This window comes from Pseudomonas sp. 18175, assembly GCF_050432925.1.
Taxonomy (GTDB): Bacteria; Pseudomonadota; Gammaproteobacteria; order Pseudomonadales; family Pseudomonadaceae; genus Aquipseudomonas.
In genome coordinates, this window is the sequence record NZ_JBKFTO010000030.1 from 1 (window position 1) to 23,347 (window position 23,347).

The window sequence follows — 23,347 nt, forward strand, 5'->3', positions numbered from 1 at the left end:
AGAGCTTCGTTGGCGCATTTAAGGGCTATCGCGTCCGCTTAAAAATAGGCGGACACCATCGCCCTTAATTTGGGAGATCGGTAGGCGTGTTCACCGTTCGCTTACATTGGACAGCACTTTCACGCGCCCGAATCGCTTCGATTTCCCGCTGGATTTGCATAACGTAAGAGTAGGCGTCAGTTGCTCTACGCAAGCTACCATTATTGATTACTGGTGGCGTAGCGAGCGTTTGCAACAACCCGCCCTTTACCATCGAACCTAGAAGTAAAGTCGCCTCTAGCAAAAGTGGACCATGGGCGTCCGCAGTAGCCGGTTTACACCGCCCCGTTACGGTTCGACAGACTGACCATCCAACACCTATGGGGTCCTCATTGATTTTTGCTAAAAACTCATCCGAAAATTCCACGTCCTACTCCTTAGACCATCCAAAATGCCATCATCGCACATAGATGCCACCCGGTGAATCGCCTAGCATTAGCCTACGTTAGCGTTCCGATCCGCCCTTGCATGGGTTCTATAGAACAGCGATTCTATCAACGATTCTTTTTTCGCCGCTCAAGCAGCATCAGCATTCAGCTTGCACTGAGAGCAACCAGAGTGACGTGATTATTTCGACGTCGAATAAGAGCTAGAGGGTAAACAATCCCCCCCAAAAATACTAACCCCATGTATTTTTGAATCTCGATTCTAAGTCGAATCCTTATTTGCAGATGGCCAAATCCGGTGGGTGCTGGATATTGGTCTGATGGGTTTAACGCCTTAGGCTTTTTGGCAGAACATCCCCGTCAAAGAATGCAGAAATCCGGCGGGGTGTCTGAGGTGACGCATAGGACTGCGTAGGAGTGCGTATAGGAAGGTTTAACTGAGTGGGAATGCACCAGCTCACCCTGCTTTCTCGTTGCTCCTGTGAGCTTTGCTTATAACTCTGGATTGATAGATGCCTTCACCTTTTGGACTGTGGTTGTGCTGCACTCCAATAGCCCAGCAACTGAACGAATACTCTTGCCGTCATTCAGCAGTGTTGTAATGCGGTTGCGCAGTTCTGTGTCCGCCTGACGACCTTTGTAGGAGCCCTGCTGCTTCGCCCTCTCGATACCTTCAGCCTGACGACGACGACGGTCTTCATAGTCCTTACGGGCGACTACAGCCAGCATGTCGAGCAACATGCCATTGATCGCTGCAATCATTCCCTTTGTGAAGTCGTTCATACCTTCGGTTGGTTTCAATACTGCGTGACTGGTGCTCAGGTCGAGGGATACCACTGTCACTTTCTTGACTGCGATCTTAGCTTTCAGTGTTGCCCAATCATCAGGAGACAAGCGGGAGAGTCTGTCGACTTGTTCAATCAGCAGCACGTCGCCTTCATGACTGTCTTCCAAAAGACGGAACAACTCAGGACGTTCCAGCTTCGTGCCTGATTCATTCTCTATGTAGAAGGCTGCGATCTTATGACCATTTTCAGCAGCGAATGATACAAGGGCTGCTTTGGCACGGCTGGCATCTTGCTCAGAGGTTGATGCCCGAAGGTAGGCACGGATAAACATGTTGAAGCCCCTGCGTGTCATTTAGGATGTATCACATTATGGTGTGTCACGAAGGGTGTGTCAATAAATGTATTCACGTTCTTTCGGGCTTTCTTTTGGATACTTTATGTACAGCTATCCTGTGATGCCTGATGTACACCCTTAATGACACGCTATGCAGGTTTTTATCAGAGGTGAGGCATCCTGTGATGCTCAGCAAATGCGCCCACAGGATTGTCTGTTGGCTTTACTGTGAAGCTGCTAGCTCGCATTTTTGCAGGTGTGCTTGACCTACAGCCTCAGGCACGACCGTAAGACTGGCGCCTCCTACAAACACCCCCATCCTTATTGACTGCCGGATATAGTAATTTTTGCCACCTACCGCGACCAAGTTAATCATGTTGTCGCTGAACTCCGACTCTGTACCAATCGTATGGTTACCAGCATTTACCAGTCGGTAGAAGTAGACGCGGTTAGCTGTCTCACCAATGGCCTTGCCATCCACTGTCACAGTCTTCTTCAAGCCCTGACCTACGAAGCTATCCCGGTAGATGTAAAGTCCGGCTTGGTCCTGTGGGGGCGGCGAGAAGGTCTTTAGCTTGGCGTCTGCATCAGATGCGCCCATTGGCACGGATGCGCAGCCGGTGAGGAAAGCGAAGCCTATAGCGGCTCCAAACATCTTAATGCGACAGTTCATCGTAAGTCCTTTATCGGTATGGGCTCTATCAGGTATCGGGCGACTCCAAGTCGCCTAGATAGCATTATGCCATGATTCATGACTGCCACGATTGTGATTTTTACCGATGTGCTGGTGATGGGGCTAAGGGCTGAGGGAGCTTTGAATATAGAATCCTTTACAAAATCATAACCTTGTACAGAAATTCAGATTGGGAAGCGCGGTGATGTCTGCTAACGACGATTTGATTAATTGGAGCGCCCAGTGGCGCCTACAACAGGGCGTGGCGTCCTGTAAGACTTGCGGTGCATCGCAAAGGAATCAGATAAGGCGTCATTGTTTGTATATCTGGCTGGATGTGGGCATGCAGGCCAAGGCTCACGGCCTTGGGATGAACTGGACCATATCACCGCTGCCTTCAGGGTGCGGGAGCATTGATAAAGTCGAGCTAAGCAACGGGAGTCGGGAGGTTTTAATGATTTCAGACTTAAAATGGCGTCGTTTTCATCCGCATTCCAACGCACGTCAGGGGAATTGGAGGGGAAAGCAATCGAGCTTAACTAGGGAAAAGCTGAAGACCTTTAAAAATCAGGGCTGTAGGGGAGGTGGTGTGTAAATTCGTATGTTATGGGTGTAGTTATATTCCTGATAATGCTCCTGACAGCGATCAATCATGATGGCAATCGAATGTGGTACGAATTTATAAATGGAAAATATCATCGCCCACAAAAAGCCCCTGACGCTGCGTGAGCAGCCAGAGGTCGGTAGGCTTGCGTTGGTATTGAGTTGAGCGTAAAGCCTTTCAGGCGTGACCATGGAGCGTTACAGCTATCATCAAATGACGATGGTGAACCATCAAGAGTCTGATTGATGAGAATGTTGTATCACCGTAACGGTGGGAGGTGAATGTCTGGTGTTTGGTTCCACTTCATTCCTCCTTGCCTGAATGTTCTTCAAATGATTTCTGTGTGAGACACAGAAGATGCTGATATGTTCTGATTGACAATCAGTGATGGTATCTAGAGTTTAACCACTCTCATACAAAGACGTGTCCGCCAGTGAGCGTCAGCGAATGCTTTTCAGAAGAGATGAGTAGCGAAGCTATCTCGCTTTTGATCTTACCCTGAGTTTACTCAGAAGAGTTATTCTTAATAGTTATACAAGGTGGTTACCTTGTAATATTATTCTTTAAAGATAATACTCTTTTATTAGAGAGGTGTATCCTCTCTCTCCTCTTATCTATCTCTAATATACTTACTCTGCTTGCTAGCAGAGAATATACATATTCTTAAATATAAAGCTTTTGCTTTACCCACCTCGCTACGCTCGGCGGCTGAATGCCCATTCTACAGGTAAAAACACATTCTGTCAGGACCTATTCTCATTTAGTGATCATTCTCGTTTAGAAAAGTGGAGCAGTTCACCACCTTTCCTGTGGGCAAACAAAAGCCCCGTACAGCCCTTTAAGCTGTCGGGGCTACGCTGGGTAGGGTTGCATCAGGAACGCTCTGTAAAGCCGTTGTGGGAGCTTTTAGCAGGTATCGCTAGCAGCGTCTGTCACTGGATCACTGGATTACCCCGGAATAACAAGTGGGGAATATGTGTCGCTCACCTCTTTGTCGATTTCTAACAGCCGTTTGTTACGAGCGTCGTCGAGCTTCTTCTGCTCTTTCGCTTCAGCTGCTTGGATAAGTTGTTGACGTAGCAAGTCTTGATATCGGACATGCTCACCTTGTAGGAATTCAACATACTCAGCTTTGATTCGAATTCGAATGTCATCAATATCTTTCTGCTGCTTATAGTCTGGCTTAATCATCCAGCACGAATGGTTGAGCGATTCGTGTGTAACGCCTTGATTGCGAGCTACTGTGTATCCCTCTGATACTTTCAAAGCTACTAATTCCAGAAAGTCATGCGGAAGTGGTGACCGTACATGCTTCATGCATTGGGTGGTGCCCCGGTAAACATTCAACCATGCATCAACACGTGTCTCGAATTCTGCATCGCACCAATTGGGTGGAGTTCCGTTAATTACAATCTTAGTCTTGTGGCTCATTTCAGATTCCTTTTGTGAATTAGTGCAATCATTTTCTGCACTAGGGTGGCTTTATACTCTTCATCACTGAGCTTAGTGGTATTGGTGCTGGCGCTTATGCTGACTGCATCACTATCAAGCTTTTGTACAGTTTGTGTGACTTGTTGCCGTGTCGTTCCTTTTGCACACTGCCGTTCAAATGCCCTTACAAGTGCCCTGTGGACGTGATGTAGGCTGGTACTCATTTGGATTGCGCCCGAGCTTCATGAAGTAATGAAGCGCCATACTCTGTCGAAAGCTTGTCAATAATGTTAGTAGTACGTCTGAGTTCTTGCTTGTCACTAGTTGATAATGCCGACTGCTGGAGATGCTGGTAGTGCTGAATTTGCTTGACTGCTAAGTGACGTTCAAGCATTGGTGTGGTAAAAACTTTGTCAGTATAAGTATTCATTATTTATCCTTTGGGTTGGTATGTGTCATATATGCGCAGCTTTCCTCTCGTCTGCACGTCTAAGGTTATTGGTGACGGTACTAATCAAAACCTGTAGGCAGTGCTGATGATTCTTATGCCCAGCTCGACGCATTAGCGCTTCCAGTTGGAAAACAGCTTGTTGATTGAGGAATACCTTCATTGTGAAAGCTCCAAATCTTTAATTAGACGACCATGCACGTACTTGTTAATAGATGCGCCAGATGCCTTAGCAGCTTCTTTGATTGCTTCAAAGTGATGGATGCGAAATGCTAGCTTCAGAGACACCAATGGTGTTTTGTTTGCCCTCCAGCGAATTCCGCGACAGGTAGATGAGCAAGTGACGGCGTGGCTACGAAAGCCGATCATTGCTTTGTTGCAAGTTAGACAGCGTTTTACGACGGGCATGGTGATACCTCCATTTGAGGATTGGTTATAAAGAATTAAGTGTGTTTTGGTGTGGCAATAAAAAACCACAATCTATGATGATTGTGGTTCTAGAAATTAGAGGAGAGAGTTATCAATATAGCTGTCAATAAACGACTAATAATCTAACAGACTCACCATAAGATGGAGCATCGTTTTCCTCTATATATGCTTCATTATACGCGAATGACTCTCATTTGTAAATGCCTGTTGAGTGATTTTGTCAACTCTTTTTAAGTTTCTTTTCAAGGTCAAGGCAGGGGTGTTTGATTGCTTCGATCATTTGGAAGGGGGGCAGCCAACAACTAACTCATCATGGTTGCCTGCCCGGCTTGATCAGTCGATCAGGTGTAGTACGTCCCTGACATTCAAGTGGGAGTATCGCGCTACGGATCGTGTATCTCTGTGCCCTGAGACAATCATGATCTGAGCGTTATTGAATCCCTTTTTAGCTACGTTGGTGATTCTGGTGTGTCTCAGTTGATGCAACCTAACGCTACTATCTAGTCCAGCTTTAACGCGTGCCAGACGCACGGCCTGAGAGACGGCATGCGGAGTGACCGTGAAGATTAAGTTGTTGGGGTGACATTCTACAGTAGCCCACAATTGGGCGAGCTCAAGAATCTCTACCGCACGGTGGGTGAGGGGAACTGACCGTGTGCCGTTCTTCCCATCGATCACATCGGCAATACGCTCTTTGAGGTGCAGACACTCTTTGGTCAGCTTCAGTATTTCAGAGCGTCGCATCGCAGTTTCGTATGCTAGTTCAACGATGAGTTTCATGGTGGGAGAGAGCTTTTCCAGCAAGCGCTCAAGCTCACTTACCCGGATCACCTTGTCTGAAGACCGGTCTGGCTTTGGAAGTGCGATATCACTGACAGGGTTGTGAATGTCAATCAGTAGGCCGCGTTTAGCGAACCTGTAGAAGCGGGACATGAATGCGAGTTGCGTCCTGCACGTGGACGGTTTCACCTTCTTCAATCGCATAATCTTGAAGTCATTGATCATCTGCGGCGTGATTTCGTGAATAGGCTGCGTGAAATGCCTGCCCAGATGCTCCACGATTTTAAGTGCATGGTCGTAGCTGCCTTTACCTTTGAGCATGGTTTCGCAATAGGTCATGCCCAGCGTATATATAGTGTGATGCTTGCGTTCCACCGTCACGGCTTCGAGATGGTTCGCCCATGACTCAGCTTCTGCCTTGGTGCTGAAGGTTTTCGACTGGGGAGATTTGCCTTGAATCCGTACCTGAGCATTCCAGTTGCCGGACGGAAGTAAGCGGAAAGTGGCCATTTTTGACGCCTCATGATGTGAATGGGCGTTCTGTGAAATCCAAGAGCAGCAAGGCTTGCAGCTTGCGCAAGCAGACCTTGACATGGTGGGGGTCGTTGGTTCGAGTCCAATCGCGCCTACCAAACAAAATCCGCTCTGCTGGGCGGTCTAGAAGGGCTCACCGAAAGGTGGGCCCTTTTTTGTTGTCTAGAATTTTCCTACAGAAAACGCTGACTCCGGCCTAAAGTATTCGCCCACCAGGTCGATGTTGTTAGTACTTCCTCGTCATCGGACATTTGGCATGCTTATCAACACCAGCGGTCTCGCCTCCGTATCAGCTACTCCAAGCGTTGCCAGTTCAACTGATGCCACGACTACCGACAGCTCCGCTACCACCAGCACGAGCAGCACAGGCGGTACAACTGTCGACATGAAGGCGGGCGCGCAAGGCGCTGGCGGCGTAGGCGGCAGCAGCGAGGCTTCGTCGACCTCGGAAGACTCTGATACGGTCAAGGAGTTGAAGAAGCAGATCGAACAGTTGCAAAAGCAACTTCAAGAGCAGCAACAAGCCCTGCAAAAAGTGCAGTCCAGCAACCAGAGCGACGATGCCAAGGCTGCGGCAGTCGCAGCGGCTCAAACGCAGATTGCGGCCACCAGCGCTGCGCTGCAGACAGCGACTTCCGCTCTGCTGCAAGCCCTCACGCAAGAGGGTGGCAGCACATCGGGTTCAATGGTCAGCACCACGGCTTGATTGCGCGGAGGGTGTGTTGATGCGCTCAACCGCGCTTCAACACACTTTCGCCAGACCCTGCCGGCAACCGGTACACGTCTATCAGTGCCAGTATTCCCAGTAGCGCTACCCCTACAAATGCGACACGAAAGTCTCCCGCCTGGGCCTGGACGTCATGCCCCTGCACGGTCATGGAGGCTCGCAGCAATAACGCCGCCACCGTCACGCCCATCCCCATGGCCAGTTGGAATGACATGCTGAACAGCGCCGACGCCTCGCTCATACGCGTCTTGGGCACGTCGGCAAAGCCGATTGAGTTGTAGCAGGTGAACTGCATCGAGCGTGACAGCCCGCCCACAAACAACACGGCCGCAATCAGAGCAAATGGTGTCTGGGCAGTGAAAAACGCACAAGCAGCAATCGATACCACCCCGATCAGCCCATTCACCAGCAATACGTTGCGAAATCCGTAGCGCTGCATGATGGCAGTGGTAAACGGTTTCATCGCCAGGTTGCCGGCGAACACCGCCAGCACCAACAAGCCTGCATCCACCGGGGATAAACCAAAGGCAACTTGAAATAGCAGCGGCAGCAAGAACGGCAGTGCGCTGATGGCCAGGCGAAACAACGAGCCACCGTAGATGCTCACGCGAAAGGTATTGATGGACAGGGTGTGCAGTGGCAGCAGCGGGTCGGTGTAGTGCCGGCAATGATGCACGGCCCACACCGTTAGCAGTAAGCCCGCGGCGACCAGCCCCAAGCCCGGAAGCAGTCTTTCTCCGGTCTGGCTTCCCAGCCATTCCAGCCCGCCCAGCAGCGCCACGCAGGCGCCTGCCAGCAACACAAAACCTTTGGCATCGAACGCGCGTACGCTCGCTTCGCGGCCTTCCGGTACCAGCCAGAGTGCAGCGCCCAGCGCCAGGGCACCGAGTGGCAGGTTAACGTAGAAGATCCACGGCCACGACGCGTGGGTGACGATCAATCCGCCGGCCAATGGCCCAAGGATTGGCGCAACCAGACCGGGCCAGGTGATGATCGCGATCATCTTCACCAGGTCTTTTTTGTCGGTATTGCGCAGCACCGCCAAGCGTCCCACGGGCACCATCAGTGCGCCGCCGATGCCTTGTAGCACACGGGCGAAGACAAACATTTCAAGACTCTGGCTAAGCCCGCAGAGCAATGAGGCGAGGGTGAACACGATGATCGCGCCAGCGAACACCCTGCGCGCACCAAAGCGATCAGCGACCCAACTGGACAGTGGTATGAAGATCGCCACGGCGAGAATGTAGGCGGTGATGCCGATGTTCATATCGACCGGGGTGACCCCGAAGGCGCTGGCCATGGTCGGCAGTGCCGTGGCGATGACGGTGGCGTCGAGGTTCTCCATGAAGAAGGTCACGGCGACCACCAGGGCGATCAGGCGGGTTTGCAGGCTGAGGGCGGTATCTGGAATAGGTGTGGCGGGAGAAGTCACCGGTACGGCCTCTTTATCACTGAGGGTTGACCATACCGGGCGTTTGTCTCAGCGGCCACCACCCTACCCGATGAGTTTTACTTGGCTTTGGCGTTCTTGATATCGCTGATCATTTGTTTGGCAATGGCCTGGACCTGTTTCTGCGTCATCGCCGAGGCAATCCCTTCCCAGGCGGACGACGACGTATCGTATGTACGCGAGCCAATGGGCGTGCCGGATTTGAGGTCGGAATAGTCGGCGCGGGAGAACACCCAGGCATTACCCACGAGTGCTCCGGCGACGTAGCGCGAGCCCGGCTCAATGTAGCGGAACTTACTGACGTTGACGCTGATGCCTACGCCGTCTTGGCCGTTTGGCGCCACCGATGGGCTTTCGGTGACATTGAAGCCTGCCTGACGGGCTTCCACTTGCAGCGCGTTGTTCCAGTCGCGCTTGAGCAGGTTCCAGTCCGGGTTCTGTTCGACCTGGCCTTCACCCTTGATGCTCACCACCAGGTTCTGCTTGGCGGATTCCGGGATGGCCAGTGCGTCGCTGCCGCCACTTTTGACCTTGGCTGCGCAGCCACCCAGCAGGGACAGGGCAACGGCGCAGGAGAGGGCGATCAAGACCTTTTGGGTTTTCATTGAATTTCCATATCCACAACAATAATAAGAGGCGTACGCCCAATTAACGGGCGGCGCTACCATGCGCGAATCCCTCGGCAGCTGTCTACAGCTTGTTACGCAAGGTGTTCGACCGCCCACAAAATTAATTGGTGTGCAGCAACAATTTTTCTTGTTGGACACCTCCCGCCTCAGGCAGCAAAGTTGCCGCCACTGACGCTCGACCTTCCGGGTCAACAATAAAAAACCGAGCCGACTGCACGCCACCTTCCTGCTGTGAACCCTTTGTTCACATCCTGCTGTAATGGCGCCGCAGCGCGCACTTAAGGACCTCACCGTCATGCAAACTGTTGTGAATCTATGGCCGTTGATCGGCGTACTTGTCATCGTGGTTGGCTTTGTCTTGCGCTTCAACCCGCTGTTGGTGGTTACCGCTGCCGCTATCGCCACTGGGCTGGCAGCCCATTTTCCGCTGGAGAAAATTCTCGCCACCATGGGGGAGGGCTTCCTTCAGACCCGTGCCCTGCAATTGATCTTGTTATTGCCCCTGGCGGTCATCGGCCTGCTGGAGCGCCACGGGTTGCGCCTGCATGCACAGAACTGGATTGCACGGTTCGAGCGTGCGACGGTCGGGCGTTTGTTGATCATCTATTTGTTCGTGCGTGAATCCACCGCGGCGATGGGCTTGACCAGCCTGGGCGGGCATCCGCAAATGGTGCGCCCGCTGTTGGCACCGATGGCCGAGGGGGCGGCGGAGAAACGCTACGGCAAACTGCCGGACAAGCTGCGCCACAAGGTGCTGGCCATGTGTGCGGCAACCGATAACGTCGGGCTGTTTTTTGGCGAGGATATCTTTGTGGCCTTTGGTGCGATTGCACTGATGCACACCTTTCTGCTGGGCTCGGGGATTGACGTTGAGCCGCTGCACATTGCGGTGTGGGGAATTCCTACAGCGATCTGTGCGTTTATCGTGCATGCGATCCGGCTCCATCGATTTGACCGAAGGCTCACCCGTGAAATGACACCGGCCGCCACCCCAGTGGAGGCTGCGCAATGATCATCTCTATTCAATACCTTTACTGGCTGGCCGGCGTCCTGCTGCTGATTACCGCGGGCATGATCCTGCTTGACCGAACCCACCCCAAGCGCTGGTCCAGTGCGTTGTTCTGGCTGTTGTTTGCCATTCCGTTCCTGGTGGGTGAGCGTTTGCCATCGGTGGTGATCGGCGCGGGTGTAGTGGTAATGGCGTTGATCGCCGGCATGGGCGGCGTAGGGCGTGGCAAGCACGCCGAGTTGCATGACAAGGCCTCCCGCGCCAGTGCTGGCCGCCTGGGGCACAAGTTGTTTATCCCGGCATTGGCCATTCCCCTGACCACGGTGATTGGTTCGGTGTTGCTCAAGCACACCGAGATCGGCGGCGTACCGCTGCTGGACCCAAAAAATACCACCTTCGTTTCCCTGGGCATCGGTTGCCTGATCGCCCTTGGCCTGGCGTGCTGGCTGACCCGCGATACACCGGTGCAAGCCCTGCGCGAATCCCGTCGCCTCACCGAAGCCCTCGGCTGGGCCATGGTGCTGCCGCAGATGCTGGCGATGCTGGGGCTGCTGTTTAATGAAGCAGGTGTCGGCACGGCTGTCGCCCATGTCACCACCACGTATATCAACCTGGATTTCAAGTTGGTGGCGGTGATGGTCTACGTGCTGGGCATGGCGTTGTTCACCGTGATCATGGGCAATGGCTTCGCGGCCTTCCCGGTCATGACCGGTGGTGTCGGCGTGCCGGTGCTGGTGGGTATCTACGGCGGCAACCCGGCAGTGATGGCGGCGATCGGCATGTTCTCGGGTTACTGTGGCACCTTGATGACCCCGATGGCCGCGAACTTCAATATCGTGCCGGCGGCGTTGCTCGAGTTACCGGACAAGAACGCGGTGATCAAGGCGCAATTGCCAACGGCGCTGATGATGCTGGTGGTGAATATCGTGCTGCTGTATCTGTTGATGTGAGGCCAGGATGCAAACCGTACTGCTGACGGGGTTCGAGCCCTTCGATCAAGATGACGTGAACCCCTCCTGGGAAGCCGTTCGCCAGTTGGATGGCGTGTTGCTGGATGTCGATGTGCAGATTGTTGCGCGTCGCCTGCCTTGCGCGTTTGCCACGGCGGGTGAATGCCTCGCCCGGTCGATCAACGAGTTACGCCCGGCGATGGTCATCGCCACTGGCCTTGGCCCTGGGCGTAGCGATATTTCCATCGAGCGAGTGGCGATTAACGTCAACGATGCACGTATCCCCGATAACCTGGGGGAGCAGCCTGTCGATACGCCAGTGGTGGACGGTGGCCCGGCGGCCTACTTCTCGACACTGCCGATCAAGTCAATGGTCAAGGCTGTGCGCGATGCGGGCATGGCGGCGTCTGTCTCGCAGACCGCCGGTACGTTTGTGTGCAACCAGGTGTTTTATCTGTTGCAGCATGCGCTCGCAGGGACAGCTGTACGCAGTGGTTTTATTCACGTGCCCTGGCTGCCTGAGCAGGTGGTGGGCTCGGGCAGGCCTTCGATGGCGTTGGACAGGATTGTCGAGGGTTTGCGCCGTGCTGTGCTGGCCGCCTGGCAAACATCCGTGGATGCCACCGAAGCGGGTGGGCAGGTCAGTTGACCTGCCCGCTGGGTCTCAGGTCACCAACAAGCGGGTAAGCCCAAAGGTGATGGCGCAGGCCAATCCGGTCATTGCGAAGGCGGTGGCGACGTACCATTTGATGAGGTTCAGCTCGGTGGTCGCCAGGTCAGCCTTGGTGGCGAAGTGTTTTTCAAGGGTGTCTGTCTTGCTCGAAACGGCAAATAGCTTCTCTTTCATTTCGGCTAGCCTCTTTTCCAGTAAGCCCACGCGTTTTTCCATGCCTGAGCCTCCGTCATTACCACCACCGTTTCCACCTTGAAACGGGATGTCCAGCGCGTTCGCGCCACTCAACTGATATTGTTTCTTCTCCAAAGCATGCCACCTGTTTCAAATACTGTGAGAGTGCATTTGGGAAGCAAGAGTAGTGGGAGTTTGGAGCGTTGGTGATAGGCAAATTTTTGCAAAATACCACCGAGTGTCTGGCGTGTACTTTTCAGTCCTCCTGCCGTGGAAAGAACAACTCAAAACACGTCACGCCCGCCTCGCTGCTCACACTGTATCGGCCATTATGCAACTGCATGATGGTCGCCACGATTGACAGGCCCAAGCCATTGGAGTGGGACGAGCGTTCCCGCGATTGATCCACTCGGTAGAATCGCTCGAACAATCGCGGTAGGTGCTCAGCCGGGATGGTTTCACCTCGGTTGCTGACCCTGAGGTTGACGCCTTCGGCATTTGGCACCGCTCGGATCACCAGCTCGGAGCCCGGCGCGCCATACTTGATGGCGTTGGCACAGAGGTTGGCCAACGCCCGGCGCAGCAGCATCGGTTCAGCCCAGATCATGCCTTCGCCTTCGGCATGGATGCCGATATCCACATCGCCGGCCAAGCCTTCAAAGTAATCGGCAATGCGCTCAACCTCATCGGCCGCACTCAATTGCTGGCGTTGTCGCAAGGCACTGGCTGGGTCGGTGCGGGCCAGGAACAACATGTTGTCGAGCATCCGCGCCAGGCGCTCAAGCTCCTCGACATTGGAGGCCAGCAGTTGCTGATAGCTCTCGATGCTGCGGCTCTGTTGAAGGGCGACCTGGGTTTCGCCCAAAAGGTTGTTGATCGGTGTGCGCAGTTCGTGGGCCATGTCGGTGGACACCTGACCCAGTTGCACAAAGCCCTTGGCCAGGCGTTCGAGCATGGTGTTGAACGCATCGATCATGGGCAGCAGTTCTTTGGGGGCGCCTTGGCTATCCAAGCGCTCGGCGAGGTTGTTGACGCCGATTCCCTGGGCATGCAGGGCCAGGCGCCGCAGTGGCAACAGGCCTCTGTGTACTAGCAGGTAACCCGCCAGCGCCAGGATGATCGCGGCGATGCTTGCCAGGATATAGACGCTCAGCCGATAGCTGGCCAGCACGGCGGTGCGCTCGGTCATCAGGCGCCCGGTGGTGACTTGCAGGCTGCCCAGGTCGCCGGTGTCGATGGTCGCCGCCACAGTGGCAAAGGGCACGCCATTCCCGTTGGCGAAGTGGTAGACGTCGGCAAACCCAAGTTCATGGTTTTTCGGTACGGCAGGTATGGATGGCAAGTCGATATTGCCTGGGTTTACCAGCAGCAGCGGTTTCTGCCCTGGCGCGGTGATGCTCAACACTGACTCACGGTTACCCAGCATGTTTTGGAACAGTTCGGGCTTGGTCTTGATCAGGTCCAGGGTATTGCTGTCGTTGAGCAGGTTGCGCAGTTGGTCCACGCGACTGATCAGTGAGGCGTCGTCACGCATGACCAACTCTCGCTCCAGCTCGCGGTACAGCGCCACGCCCAGGGTTGCCAGCAATGCGAAGGCGAGCAGGGCAAAGATCAGTGCCAGGCGCAGGGTCAGGGAATGATGGCGGTGTTTGCTCATGGTTGGGTGTCGAAGCGGTAGCCGATACCGCGCACGCTGTGGATCAGCTTGAGCTGGAATGGGTCGTCGATTTTCAGGCGCAGGCGCCGTACGGCAACATCGACCACGTTTGTGTCGCTGTCGAAGTTCATGTCCCACACCCGAGAGGCGATCAGCGAGCGCGACAGCACCTGGCCCTGGTGCGTGGAAAACAAATGCAGCAGTGCGAACTCTTTGTTGGTCAGGGTGATACGTGTGTCGGCGCGGATGACGCGACGCTTCAAGACGTCGATGTGCAGGTCGGCGATCTGCAGTTGCTCTTCTTCGCGGCTGGGGCCACGGCGGGTCAGGGTGCGCAGGCGTGCGACCAGTTCGGCGAACGAGAAAGGCTTGATCAGGTAGTCATCGGCGCCCAGTTCCAGGCCCTTGATGCGGTCGGCAATGTCATCGCGGGCCGTGAGGAAAAGTACCGGGGTGTCGGCTTCTTTACGCAGGCGCCGCAGCACTTCCCAACCATCCATTTTGGGCATCATCACATCCAGCACGATCACATCGAACGGGGTTTCCAGCGCTTGGTGCAAGCCGTCCACGCCATCGCGGGCGAGGCTTACGGAGTAGCCCAATTCCTGCAAGCCGTTGAGCAGGTAATTGCCGGCCTTGGGTTCGTCTTCAACTACAAGGATGTTCATGGGAGGTGCCCTGTCTCTAGCGTTGCGCAAGTGTAGTCCGATCAGTTGTCACTGGGGCAGCCCATGCCCTGCACCTGGTAATCGAGTACGTGCTCGCGACCCTGATGGTCCAGGTAGTCGAGCCGTGCAGGGACGATGCCGCATTGTCCGTAGGTGTCGGTGCTCGACAGCACTTTATCCACGTCCAGGTGCACGAAGAAGCCGGTCTTGTCGTGAATCACGGCGGGGGCATCGGCTGCAAACACAGAGCCGGTGGCAAGCAAGGCGGCGAAGCCGAACATAATCAGTTTCATGGCGATCTCTCTCTTTAGGGGGGGGCTGCCAGGTCGTAGCAGTGCGTTCACGTTAACCAGGCGACCCGAACAGCTCGCCAACAGGACGATGACAAGTTTGTAATGAAAGGCTTAAGGCTGGCGGCCAGAGGCTTCGAGGATCAGGTCTGTGATTTCCTTGGCGTGGGATTACAAACCTGTAATGCAACCGTGATGCGGCGATGGCGTTTACAAGCTGCGGGGTGATCCGTAGATTGCATCGGGCCGATTATTTGTTACCGCCCGCGAGGAAACCACGCAGTGTCCACCCCTGGTTCAGCCGTATTTGCCCGACGTTATCGCGCCTTCCTGTTCGATATGGACGGAACCCTGCTCAACTCCATCGCCGCCGCCGAGCGGGTGTGGAGTACCTGGGCTCAACGCCACGGCCTGGATGTTGAGGCGTTCCTGGCGACGATCCACGGTGCGCGCGCCATCGACACCATTACGCGCCAGGCATTGCCCGGCGTTGATCCCGAGGCCGAGGCGCAGTGGATTACCGAGGCCGAGATCAATGATGTCGAAGGCGTGGTGGCGATTGCTGGCGCCGTCGCGTTTCTGAACGGTGTGCCGGGTGACCAGTGGGCGTTGGTGACCTCCGCACCCAGGGCGTTGGCGTTGCGCCGGTTGCACGCGGCGGGCATCGAGCCCCCTGCGGTGCTGGTAACGGCTGAAGATGTGGCCATTGGCAAGCCAAACCCAGCCTGTTACGTGCTCGGTGCCCAGCGTCTGGGCGTGCCGGTGCAGGATTGTCTGGTGTTCGAGGACGCGAGTGTGGGTATCCGCGCGGCAGAAGCGGCGGGAGCAGATGTGATGGTAGTGAGCTCGACCCATCATGCCCCGATGGTGACGGCGCATCCTTCGACCGACGGGTATGAGCACTTGCACGTGCAGCGTGATGCCGAGGGCTTGCTGTACGTGTTGAACGTTTGAGCTGATGTAAAAAAGGCCGAGCCCATCATTGGTCTCGGCCTTTTCGAATACCTTGGCGTGAAAGCACCATTTCCCTGAGCAGTTCATTGGCCAGTCGGGCGATTGCCTCGGGGCCTCGATAGTGCGCCCGCACTATGCCGGTAATTGCAAAGTGGTCGGTTTCAGGGCCGCTGAGCACGGCCGAAAGAGTACCGTCGGCGTGCAGCGTGCAGGTGACGTTGTAGCTGGGCAGGCGAGCCGCAAGGGCGGATTCGATTTCGGATTTACTCAGGGAGTCCATCTACTTCTGCGCCTTTATCTGACCATTCAAGCCAAAGCATAGGCAGTGTTGCGTACCTGTAAATACCGGCGATCAGATCGAGATACGGGTCAGTCGCAAGCCTTCGGTTGTGAAGGGGGCGACAAGCTTCAGACGTGAGCACATGCCATATTGCGGCAACGGTCAAGACGTTGTTCCGTCGCCAGGACATGAGTGGTTCGAAGGGGTTTTCGCCAGCCGTTACAGTGAACGAAAGGGCTGGCTACTGAGGGCGCTTCAAGGTGTCTGATTTTTGTCCGGAGCAGTCAGGCCGGCCTGGATGCGCTGGTAAATCTCTTCGCGATGCACGGCAACATCCTTGGGGGCGTTGATGCCGATTCGTACTTGCTGGCCGCTGACGCCCAGGATGGTGATCGTAATGTCATCACCGATGTTTATGCTTTCACCAACTTTGCGGGTGAGTATAAGCATGGACTTCTCCTTGATTACTTTTAAGGACACATGTTTCAGACAGGGCAGATGTCGTATGTGTATAGCTTACTGCTAAGCGCTTCCCTGTGACTGCCTCTTTTAGGACGCATAGAGGCGACATTAATTCCCATGGCGGCATCATACAGGTCTGCGATACATGATTCGCATTGTTTAAGCCAACGTTTATGACGGCCAGAATAGACAGTGAATGATAAAGTCGCCTCTTTATCCTTAAAGGAGCAGGGCAGTGCGTAGAGTAGCGATGGCAATTGCGGTGTTGGCATTGGCCGGTTGCGGTGAAGGCAAAAGCGTCGATGCCCCCAAGGCCAAGCCTGCCGTGGTCCAAAGCCAGCCACAAGCCGGCGCAATTGCCGCCCAGGAATGGGACTTGCGGGTCGGCCCGCCGGACCACAAGTTGCAGGCAATCACAGATCTGACCGCCTGGTTGCTGGAACATGGTTTCAATTTTTATATCGTGAAAGTCGACGGCAAGGACGAAGTGCTATTGGGCCCGTTCGCCACCAAGGCCGAAGCCGAAGCCAAGCAGGCACTGCTCAACGAGAAAATGGCTCGCGCCAAGAAAACCGATACGGTGTCCGAGGTCATCGAACACACCCCCGCACAGTGACGAGAAGGCTGGGCGGGCGTCCCGCCCACCTTCAACCGCAGGCCTTGAGGTTCACCGGGCCGACAAATTCATTGCCGCGCCCCATCACGCAGGCCACGGTCTGGTTGCGCTGGCGCTCCCAGGCCTGAACTGGGTAGGTCTTGTTCCAGGCTTCGTATAATTGCCGATCCTGTTTCGACAGGCGCAGGCCGTACTGCTTGCTCATGTAGAAATAGGTGCGTGCGATCATCCCCCGAATGGAAGGGCGCGGCATGACCTTCTTGGCCTTGAAGTCCACCTGGGTCAGGCAGGACCCGTACTGCCCGCGTTGCGCCGGCAGCCAGCCAAAACTGAAGTTGTTACGGTCGCCGTTGACCTCGCCGATGCTTGGCACCAGGTTGTGCAGGTCGGCTTCGGCGCGCTGGAACACCTTGTCATTGCGCGTGCAGTTCTTGCGGCCCCCAGCCTCCCAGCATTGGCGCTGATGCCCGATCTGCCAGGCCGGGACGATGTGCTCCCACTCGATGCGTGCGGCGCGGCTGGCGTTTTTGCGTGGGACGTAGCCGCAGGCTTTGAGGTCCACCCGGTTGCCGGTGTACTTACAGCCGCAATAAAACTCGGTGGATTGCGGTGCGTAGAGCGTCCAGGCGACTTTCTTGGCTTCGCTGAAAGTTCGAGGTGCCTGGGCATGGGCAGTGACGGCAAAAAACAGGCAACACGCAGCAATAAAACGGGCACTCATTGAATCAGTCTTCCTTCGGCACAACCCAGAAAATCTGCACACCACCATCATCCCGGTAAGCAAGGGTGACGTTGTCGTTCTCCGCGATTTCCTCCAGCAAGCGCTGCCATTCATCCTCGGGTTCGTCCGGCAAGCGGAAGATCAAGGCGGCCTTGGCCTTCTGGGCGTTGGTCGAGTTGATGATCTTTTGCACACGAATGGCCAGGCGTGCGTAAGCGTCAGGTGGAGTTGGCGCTGCGGAGGAGGACTTTGCCACGGAGAGTTCCTTAATTAGCTGTACGTGCATACAGTATTTAACTGTAAGCGATTTCGCAACTGCTTAAAACTCAAGGCGTCCATCTGACAGCGGTTTAGGTGGGTTGGTGTAGGGCGGAGGATTTTTAACGAAGGGTTTTTCGAGGTGGCAGAGGCGAGTGAACCCGCCGCTGCCGAGGTATCACCGGGGGATCAATATTCCCAGAAAATACGTTGCAACTCTTTGCTGTCCTGGGTCTTGGTCAGGGCGACCATCGCCAGAATGCGGGCTTTCTGTGGGTTCAGGTCAAGTGCTGCAACCCAATCGTACTTGTCGTCAGGCTGTTCGGCGTTACGCAGAACCATACCGCCGGCATTGACGTGGGAAGAACGAATGATCTGCACGCCTTGCTTACGCAGTTCCACCAAGGCCGGAACGACTTTGGACGACACCGAGCCATTGCCGGTGCCCGCGTGGATGATGGCTTTGGCACCAGCCTGGGCCAGGGCTTTGTAGGCGGTGTCGCTTACGTTGCCGTAACCGTAGGCGATTTCAACATCGGGCAGGCTCTTGATGTTCTTGATGTCGAATTCCGAGTCGGTGGTGTGACGCTTGGCCGGCAGGCGGAACCAGTAGGATTTGCCTTCAACCACCATGCCCAATGGGCCCCATGGGCTCTTGAACGCTTCGGTCTTGATGTTGATCATCTTGCTGACGTCGCGACCCGACTGGATCTCGTCGTTCATGGTCACCAGCACGCCTTTGCCGCGTGCATCTTTGCTGCCGGCCACAGCCACGGCGTTGTACAGGTTGAGCATGCCGTCCGCCGACATGGCGGTGCCTGGACGCATGGAGCCGACCACGACGATGGGCTTGTCGGTCTTTTCCACCAGGTTGAGGAAGTAGGCTGTTTCTTCCAGGGTGTCGGTACCGTGGGTGATCACGATGCCGTCCACGTCTTTGCTGTCGGCCAGTTCGGCGACGCGACGGCCCAGTTGCAGCAGGTTGTCGTTGTTGATGCTTTCTGACGCAATTTGCATCACTTGCTCGCCGCGCACATTGGCGATCTGGCTAAGCTCAGGAACACCGGCGATCAATTGCTCGATACCGACCTTGGCCGCCTGGTAGGTGGCACTGTTGGCCGCGCTGGCACCCGCACCGGCGATGGTGCCGCCGGTGGCAAGGATCACCACGTTGGACAGTTTGGTCTTGGTTTCAGCTTCCTTTGCCTGGGCGGCAACGGGGAACAGCAGCAGGAGGGCCAATGCGCCCGGGACAAAGTTCTTCAGTGCAGATTTCATTATTTTTCTCTCTGGTTTTTGATGAGTGCTGTAGCAGGTTCATCTAGAACACCCGGGCGATGCTGAATGCCGCGAGGTGCTGGGTTAGAGCAGGATCTGTACCAAGCTGAATCAGTTATTGGTTTTAAATTAAGTGATTGTTCCATAAGGGATTTAATTTATTTATCAGTAAGGTTTTTCTGACAGTTGTCCGGCTTTCCGAACGTCGGAGCGTGTCGCGTTCGGTTGTCCGAAAAAGGTTCATCGGCTGGCTCGGGCGGCTGTGTGGCAATGCCGTACTGGTCTGTCGTTTTAGAGAACGGCCAGGGGCAGTCGATGTTTAACAATACCCATCGCAGGGCGCGAAGGCAGGGGCTAGAGGGATTGCATGAAAGACTGTTTTCTACCGTTGACAAATCTCGACAAGATTCGCATAGTTTGAATAACGCAAACGTTTGCGAGATGTTTCACGTAGCGCTCCAGGGGCCACGTGATAGCTCGTATCAGCCACCCGGGTGGGAGGCTGCCGAAGCACGCTTCGGTGCAAGCGTTGCTTACAATAATCATAAGATCGGAGTGAACCCATGAAGCTGCCATTTGCAGGACGTCTTCTTGCTGTCGCTGTGCTTGCTGCCGCATCCGCTGCTCTACCTTTCTCCTCTGCATTCGCTGACGCCGCCAAACCCAAGGTCGGCCTGGTTATGAAATCTCTCGCCAACGAGTTTTTCGTGACCATGCAAGGCGGCGCCAAGGACTACCAAAAAGCCCACGCCAACGACTTCGACATGATCACCAACGGGATCAAGAACGAAACCGATACCAGCGCGCAGATTGATATCGTCAAGCAGATGATCCTGTCCAAGGTAGATGCCATCGTTATTGCGCCGGCAGACTCCAAGGCGCTGGTAAAGATGCTGGAAGATGCTTCCAAAGCCGGGATCAAGGTGGTCAACATCGACAACCGCCTGGACCCGGATGTGCTGAAAAGCAAAAACCTCGACATCCCCTTCGTAGGCCCGGACAACCGCAAAGGTTCCAAGCTGGTGGGTGACTACCTGGCCAAGCAACTGACGGCAGGTGACAAGGTCGGCATCATCGAGGGCGTACCCACCACCACCAACGCTCAGCAGCGCACTGCAGGCTACAAGGATGCGATGGATGCCGCCGGCATGAAGATCGTGTCCACCCAATCCGGTAACTGGGAAATCGACCAGGGCCAGAAAGTCGCCTCCGCCATGCTGAGTGAATACCCAGACCTCAAGGCCCTGCTGGCCGGTAACGACAACATGGCCCTGGGCGCTGTCTCCGCCGTACGTGCGGCAGGCAAGGCCGGCAAGGTGCTGGTGGTTGGCTACGACAACATCGAAGCCATCAAGCCGATGTTGCAGGATGGCCGTGTGCTGGCGACCGCCGACCAGGCTGCCAAGGATCAGGCCGTGTTCGGTATCCAGAATGCGCTCAAGCTGATCAAGGGTGAAAAAGTCGATGCCAAAGACGGCGTGATCGAAACCCCCGTCGAACTCGTCCTCAAGAAGTAATCCTGGCGGCACCCAACAGCGCCCGCTCGTCCTGAGCGGGCGCCTGGAGATTTTCCTATGTCATCTTCCGCACCGAACGCTGTCCTCTCGGTCAGCGGTATCGGCAAGACCTATGCCCAACCGGTGCTGTCCGACATCACCCTGACGCTCAATCGCGGGGAAGTGCTGGCGCTGACCGGTGAGAACGGTGCAGGCAAGAGCACCTTGTCGAAGATTATCGGCGGGCTGGTCACACCAACCACCGGGCACATGCAATTCAACGGTCAGGACTATCGCCCTGGCAGTCGTACCCAGGCTGAAGAACTGGGCGTGCGCATGGTTATGCAAGAGCTCAACCTGCTGCCGACGTTGACCGTGGCCGAAAACCTGTTCCTGGATAACCTGCCCAGCCACTGTGGCTGGATCAGTCGCAAACAGTTGCGCAAGGCCGCCATCGAAGCCATGGCCCAGGTCGGCCTGGACGCCATCGACCCGGATACCCTGGTCGGCAGCCTCGGTATCGGCCACCAGCAAATGGTCGAGATTGCCCGCAACCTGATCGGTGACTGCCACGTACTGATCCTCGACGAACCCACGGCCATGTTGACGGCCCGTGAAGTCGAAATGCTGTTTGAACAAATCACCCGCCTGCAGGCACGTGGCGTGGCGATCATTTATATTTCGCACCGGCTGGAAGAGCTCGCCCGTGTCGCCCAGCGCATTGCGGTACTGCGTGACGGCAAGCTGGTGTGCGTCGAGCCGATGGCCAACTACAACAGCGAGCAACTGGTGACCTTGATGGTCGGTCGCGAACTGGGCGAACAGTTTGACCTGGGCCCACGCACCATCGGCGGCCCGGCCCTGACGGTGAAAGGCCTGACCCGTTCGGACAAAGTCCGTGACGTGTCCTTTGAAGTACGTGCTGGTGAGATCTATGGCATTTCCGGCTTGATCGGCGCAGGCCGTACCGAGCTGCTGCGCTTGATCTTCGGCGCCGACCTGGCCGACAGCGGCACTGTGGCGCTGGGCTCGCCGGCCCAAGTGGTGAGCATCCGTTCGCCGGTGGACGCGGTAGGCCATGGCATTGCCCTGATCACCGAGGACCGCAAGGGCGAAGGCCTGCTACTGACCCAATCCATCAGCGCCAATATCGCGCTGGGCAACATGCCCGAAATCTCCGGTGGCGGGGTGGTCAATGGCCGCGACGAAACGGCTTTGGCCAAACGCCAGATCGATGCCATGCGTATTCGCAGTTCCAGCCCGGCACAGTTGGTGTCCGAGCTGTCCGGCGGTAACCAGCAGAAAGTGGTGATTGGCCGCTGGCTGGAGCGCGACTGCGCGGTGATGCTGTTTGATGAGCCAACCCGTGGCATCGACGTCGGTGCGAAGTTCGACATCTATGCCTTGCTTGGCGAATTGACCCGCCAGGGCAAAGCGCTGGTGGTGGTGTCCAGTGACCTGCGTGAACTCATGTTGATCTGTGACCGCATCGGCGTGCTGTCTGCCGGGCGCCTGATCGAAACGTTCGAGCGTGACAGCTGGACCCAGGACGAATTGCTTGCTGCCGCCTTTGCCGGCTATCAAAAACGTGATGCGCTGCTCAACGACGCAGTGCTTAGGGATGCCCCATGAAAACCACAACTTCCCCCGGTAAAGCCGGCGGCAACTTCTACGGCCTGGGCACCTATCTGGGGCTGGCGGGTGCTTTGTTGGCGATGATTGCGCTGTTCTCGGTACTCAGCGATCACTTCCTGTCCTATGACACCTTCAGCACGCTGGCCAACCAGATCCCGGATTTGATGGTGCTGGCCGTCGGCATGACGTTTATTTTGATCATTGGCGGCATTGACCTGTCGGTGGGCTCGGTGCTGGCGCTGGCGGCGTCAGCGGTCAGTGTGGCGATCCTTGGCTGGGGCTGGAGCGTATTGCCGGCTGCCGTATTGGGCATGGGTTGTGCGGCACTGGCCGGTACTATTACCGGTTCGATCACTGTGGCCTGGCGCATTCCGTCGTTTATCGTGTCCCTCGGCGTATTGGAAATGGCCCGTGGCGTCGCGTACCAGATGACCGGTTCGCGTACGGCCTATATCGGCGATTCGTTTGCTTGGCTGTCCAACCCGGTTGCTTTCGGTATTTCGCCTTCATTCATTATTGCGTTGCTGGTGATCATCGTCGCCCAACTGGTGTTGACCCGCACCGTGTTTGGTCGATACCTGATCGGCATTGGCACCAACGAAGAGGCCGTGCGCCTGGCGGGGATCAATCCCAAGCCCTACAAGATCCTGGTGTTCAGCCTGATGGGCCTGTTGGCCGGTGTGGCAGCGCTGTTCCAGATTTCGCGCCTGGAAGCGGCGGATCCGAATGCCGGCTCCGGCCTGGAACTGCAAGTGATCGCAGCGGTGGTTATCGGCGGCACCAGCCTGATGGGCGGACGCGGTTCGGTTATCAGCACTTTCTTTGGGGTGTTGATTATTTCGGTATTGGCCGCAGGTCTGGCGCAGATCGGCGCGACGGAACCCACCAAGCGCATCATTACCGGTGCCGTGATTGTGATTGCCGTAGTCCTCGATACCTACCGCAGCCGCCGCGCCAGTCGGCGGGGCTGAGCC

At 55.7% G+C, this 23,347-nt stretch carries 25 protein-coding genes and 1 tRNA gene; 10 read left to right on the forward strand and 16 right to left on the reverse strand.

Annotation, left to right across the window (positions count from 1 at the left end):
• Positions 1–917: 917 nt before the first annotated feature.
• The 5 genes from ACLD1Y_RS28040 to ACLD1Y_RS28060 form a co-directional block, all read right to left on the reverse strand.
• Complete coding sequence (locus ACLD1Y_RS28040) at positions 918–1,544, reverse strand: recombinase family protein (RefSeq protein ID WP_429480936.1); 627 nt, start codon at positions 1,542–1,544, stop codon at positions 918–920.
• A gap of 226 nt (positions 1,545–1,770) precedes the next feature.
• A complete protein-coding gene (locus tag ACLD1Y_RS28045; RefSeq protein WP_187681848.1) occupies positions 1,771–2,220 on the reverse strand; it encodes a DUF2846 domain-containing protein in 450 nt (149 codons plus the stop codon).
• Positions 2,221–3,772: 1,552 nt separating this feature from the next.
• A complete protein-coding gene (locus ACLD1Y_RS28050; RefSeq protein WP_187681849.1) occupies positions 3,773–4,255 on the reverse strand; it encodes a hypothetical protein in 483 nt (160 codons plus the stop codon).
• Between the two features lie 220 nt (positions 4,256–4,475).
• Positions 4,476–4,685, reverse strand: a complete 210-nt coding sequence (locus tag ACLD1Y_RS28055) for a hypothetical protein (protein ID WP_187681850.1) — start codon at positions 4,683–4,685, stop codon at positions 4,476–4,478.
• 780 nt (positions 4,686–5,465) lie between these two features.
• Positions 5,466–6,422 (reverse strand): tyrosine-type recombinase/integrase, encoded by a 957-nt coding sequence (locus ACLD1Y_RS28060; RefSeq protein ID WP_034107569.1) that lies wholly within the window; start codon positions 6,420–6,422, stop codon positions 5,466–5,468.
• 51 nt (positions 6,423–6,473) lie between these two features.
• On the opposite strand from ACLD1Y_RS28060, the gene ACLD1Y_RS28065 reads away from it, so the two are divergent.
• Both ACLD1Y_RS28065 and ACLD1Y_RS28070 read left to right on the forward strand, forming a co-directional pair.
• A tRNA-Val gene (locus tag ACLD1Y_RS28065) sits at positions 6,474–6,544 on the forward strand.
• A gap of 158 nt (positions 6,545–6,702) precedes the next feature.
• Positions 6,703–7,152 carry a hypothetical protein gene (locus ACLD1Y_RS28070; protein WP_429480937.1) on the forward strand — a complete coding sequence of 150 codons (450 nt, stop codon included), beginning with the start codon at positions 6,703–6,705 and terminating at the stop codon, positions 7,150–7,152.
• 25 nt (positions 7,153–7,177) lie between these two features.
• Here ACLD1Y_RS28070 and ACLD1Y_RS28075 read toward each other — a convergent pair whose 3' ends face one another.
• Together ACLD1Y_RS28075 and ACLD1Y_RS28080 are read right to left on the reverse strand one after the other, a co-directional pair.
• The gene (locus tag ACLD1Y_RS28075) at positions 7,178–8,605 is read right to left on the reverse strand and encodes an MFS transporter (protein WP_429480938.1); all 1,428 of its coding nucleotides are present in this window, start codon (positions 8,603–8,605) and stop codon (positions 7,178–7,180) included.
• Between the two features lie 77 nt (positions 8,606–8,682).
• Entirely contained in the window at positions 8,683–9,228 is a 546-nt protein-coding gene (locus ACLD1Y_RS28080; protein WP_429480939.1) for a hypothetical protein, read from the reverse strand.
• Positions 9,229–9,547: 319 nt separating this feature from the next.
• Here ACLD1Y_RS28080 and ACLD1Y_RS28085 point away from each other — a divergent pair, with 319 nt between their 5' ends.
• Genes ACLD1Y_RS28085 through pcp form a run of 3 tightly spaced genes read left to right on the forward strand, consistent with a single transcriptional unit; the run spans position 9,548 to position 11,860 of the window.
• Positions 9,548–10,264, forward strand: a complete 717-nt coding sequence (locus ACLD1Y_RS28085) for a DUF969 domain-containing protein (RefSeq protein ID WP_429480940.1) — start codon at positions 9,548–9,550, stop codon at positions 10,262–10,264.
• The gene (locus tag ACLD1Y_RS28090) at positions 10,261–11,211 is read left to right on the forward strand and encodes a DUF979 domain-containing protein (protein ID WP_429480941.1); all 951 of its coding nucleotides are present in this window, start codon (positions 10,261–10,263) and stop codon (positions 11,209–11,211) included. The genes ACLD1Y_RS28085 and ACLD1Y_RS28090 overlap by 4 nt, the downstream gene beginning before the upstream one ends.
• 7 nt (positions 11,212–11,218) lie before the next feature.
• Positions 11,219–11,860 (forward strand): pyroglutamyl-peptidase I, encoded by a 642-nt coding sequence (gene pcp, locus ACLD1Y_RS28095; RefSeq protein ID WP_429480942.1) that lies wholly within the window; start codon positions 11,219–11,221, stop codon positions 11,858–11,860.
• A gap of 15 nt (positions 11,861–11,875) precedes the next feature.
• On the opposite strand, the gene ACLD1Y_RS28100 is transcribed toward pcp, so the two are convergent.
• From ACLD1Y_RS28100 to ACLD1Y_RS28115, 4 genes are all read right to left on the reverse strand, one after another.
• The gene (locus ACLD1Y_RS28100; protein WP_429480943.1) at positions 11,876–12,193 is read right to left on the reverse strand and encodes a hypothetical protein; all 318 of its coding nucleotides are present in this window, start codon (positions 12,191–12,193) and stop codon (positions 11,876–11,878) included.
• Positions 12,194–12,314: 121 nt separating this feature from the next.
• Complete coding sequence (locus tag ACLD1Y_RS28105) at positions 12,315–13,715, reverse strand: heavy metal sensor histidine kinase (protein ID WP_429480944.1); 1,401 nt, start codon at positions 13,713–13,715, stop codon at positions 12,315–12,317.
• Positions 13,712–14,383, reverse strand: coding sequence for a heavy metal response regulator transcription factor (locus ACLD1Y_RS28110; protein WP_429480945.1), 672 nt, complete (start codon positions 14,381–14,383; stop codon positions 13,712–13,714). Before ACLD1Y_RS28110 ends, ACLD1Y_RS28105 begins: the two co-directional genes overlap by 4 nt.
• Positions 14,384–14,424: 41 nt before the next feature.
• A complete protein-coding gene (locus ACLD1Y_RS28115; RefSeq protein ID WP_429480946.1) occupies positions 14,425–14,676 on the reverse strand; it encodes a DUF2790 domain-containing protein in 252 nt (83 codons plus the stop codon).
• A gap of 279 nt (positions 14,677–14,955) precedes the next feature.
• On the opposite strand from ACLD1Y_RS28115, the gene ACLD1Y_RS28120 reads away from it, so the two are divergent.
• The gene (locus ACLD1Y_RS28120) at positions 14,956–15,627 is read left to right on the forward strand and encodes an HAD-IA family hydrolase (protein WP_429480947.1); all 672 of its coding nucleotides are present in this window, start codon (positions 14,956–14,958) and stop codon (positions 15,625–15,627) included.
• Positions 15,628–15,652: 25 nt separating this feature from the next.
• Here the strand turns inward: ACLD1Y_RS28120 and ACLD1Y_RS28125 are convergent, their stop codons facing one another.
• Both ACLD1Y_RS28125 and csrA read right to left on the reverse strand, forming a co-directional pair.
• Positions 15,653–15,907 carry a hypothetical protein gene (locus ACLD1Y_RS28125; protein ID WP_429480948.1) on the reverse strand — a complete coding sequence of 85 codons (255 nt, stop codon included), beginning with the start codon at positions 15,905–15,907 and terminating at the stop codon, positions 15,653–15,655.
• Positions 15,908–16,162: 255 nt separating this feature from the next.
• A complete protein-coding gene (gene csrA, locus ACLD1Y_RS28130; RefSeq protein ID WP_003192511.1) occupies positions 16,163–16,357 on the reverse strand; it encodes a carbon storage regulator CsrA in 195 nt (64 codons plus the stop codon).
• A gap of 262 nt (positions 16,358–16,619) precedes the next feature.
• On the opposite strand from csrA, the gene ACLD1Y_RS28135 reads away from it, so the two are divergent.
• Positions 16,620–16,985: an SPOR domain-containing protein gene (locus tag ACLD1Y_RS28135; protein ID WP_429481002.1), complete on the forward strand. Its 366-nt coding sequence runs from the start codon at positions 16,620–16,622 to the stop codon at positions 16,983–16,985.
• Between the two features lie 31 nt (positions 16,986–17,016).
• Here the strand turns inward: ACLD1Y_RS28135 and ACLD1Y_RS28140 are convergent, their stop codons facing one another.
• The 3 genes from ACLD1Y_RS28140 to ACLD1Y_RS28150 form a co-directional block, all read right to left on the reverse strand.
• On the reverse strand, positions 17,017–17,706 hold the full coding sequence (locus tag ACLD1Y_RS28140) for an endonuclease (RefSeq protein ID WP_429480949.1): 690 nt from the start codon (positions 17,704–17,706) through the stop codon (positions 17,017–17,019).
• A gap of 4 nt (positions 17,707–17,710) precedes the next feature.
• On the reverse strand, positions 17,711–17,962 hold the full coding sequence (locus ACLD1Y_RS28145; protein ID WP_429480950.1) for a DUF1654 domain-containing protein: 252 nt from the start codon (positions 17,960–17,962) through the stop codon (positions 17,711–17,713).
• Between the two features lie 191 nt (positions 17,963–18,153).
• Positions 18,154–19,242, reverse strand: a complete 1,089-nt coding sequence (locus tag ACLD1Y_RS28150; protein ID WP_429480951.1) for an asparaginase — start codon at positions 19,240–19,242, stop codon at positions 18,154–18,156.
• A gap of 563 nt (positions 19,243–19,805) precedes the next feature.
• Here ACLD1Y_RS28150 and ACLD1Y_RS28155 point away from each other — a divergent pair.
• Genes ACLD1Y_RS28155 through ACLD1Y_RS28165 form a run of 3 tightly spaced genes read left to right on the forward strand, consistent with a single transcriptional unit; the run spans position 19,806 to position 23,344 of the window.
• Positions 19,806–20,759 carry a sugar ABC transporter substrate-binding protein gene (locus ACLD1Y_RS28155; protein WP_429480952.1) on the forward strand — a complete coding sequence of 318 codons (954 nt, stop codon included), beginning with the start codon at positions 19,806–19,808 and terminating at the stop codon, positions 20,757–20,759.
• Between the two features lie 57 nt (positions 20,760–20,816).
• Entirely contained in the window at positions 20,817–22,370 is a 1,554-nt protein-coding gene (locus tag ACLD1Y_RS28160; protein ID WP_429480953.1) for a sugar ABC transporter ATP-binding protein, read from the forward strand.
• Positions 22,367–23,344 (forward strand): ABC transporter permease, encoded by a 978-nt coding sequence (locus ACLD1Y_RS28165; RefSeq protein ID WP_185704152.1) that lies wholly within the window; start codon positions 22,367–22,369, stop codon positions 23,342–23,344. Before ACLD1Y_RS28160 ends, ACLD1Y_RS28165 begins: the two co-directional genes overlap by 4 nt.
• Positions 23,345–23,347: the final 3 nt, after the last annotated feature.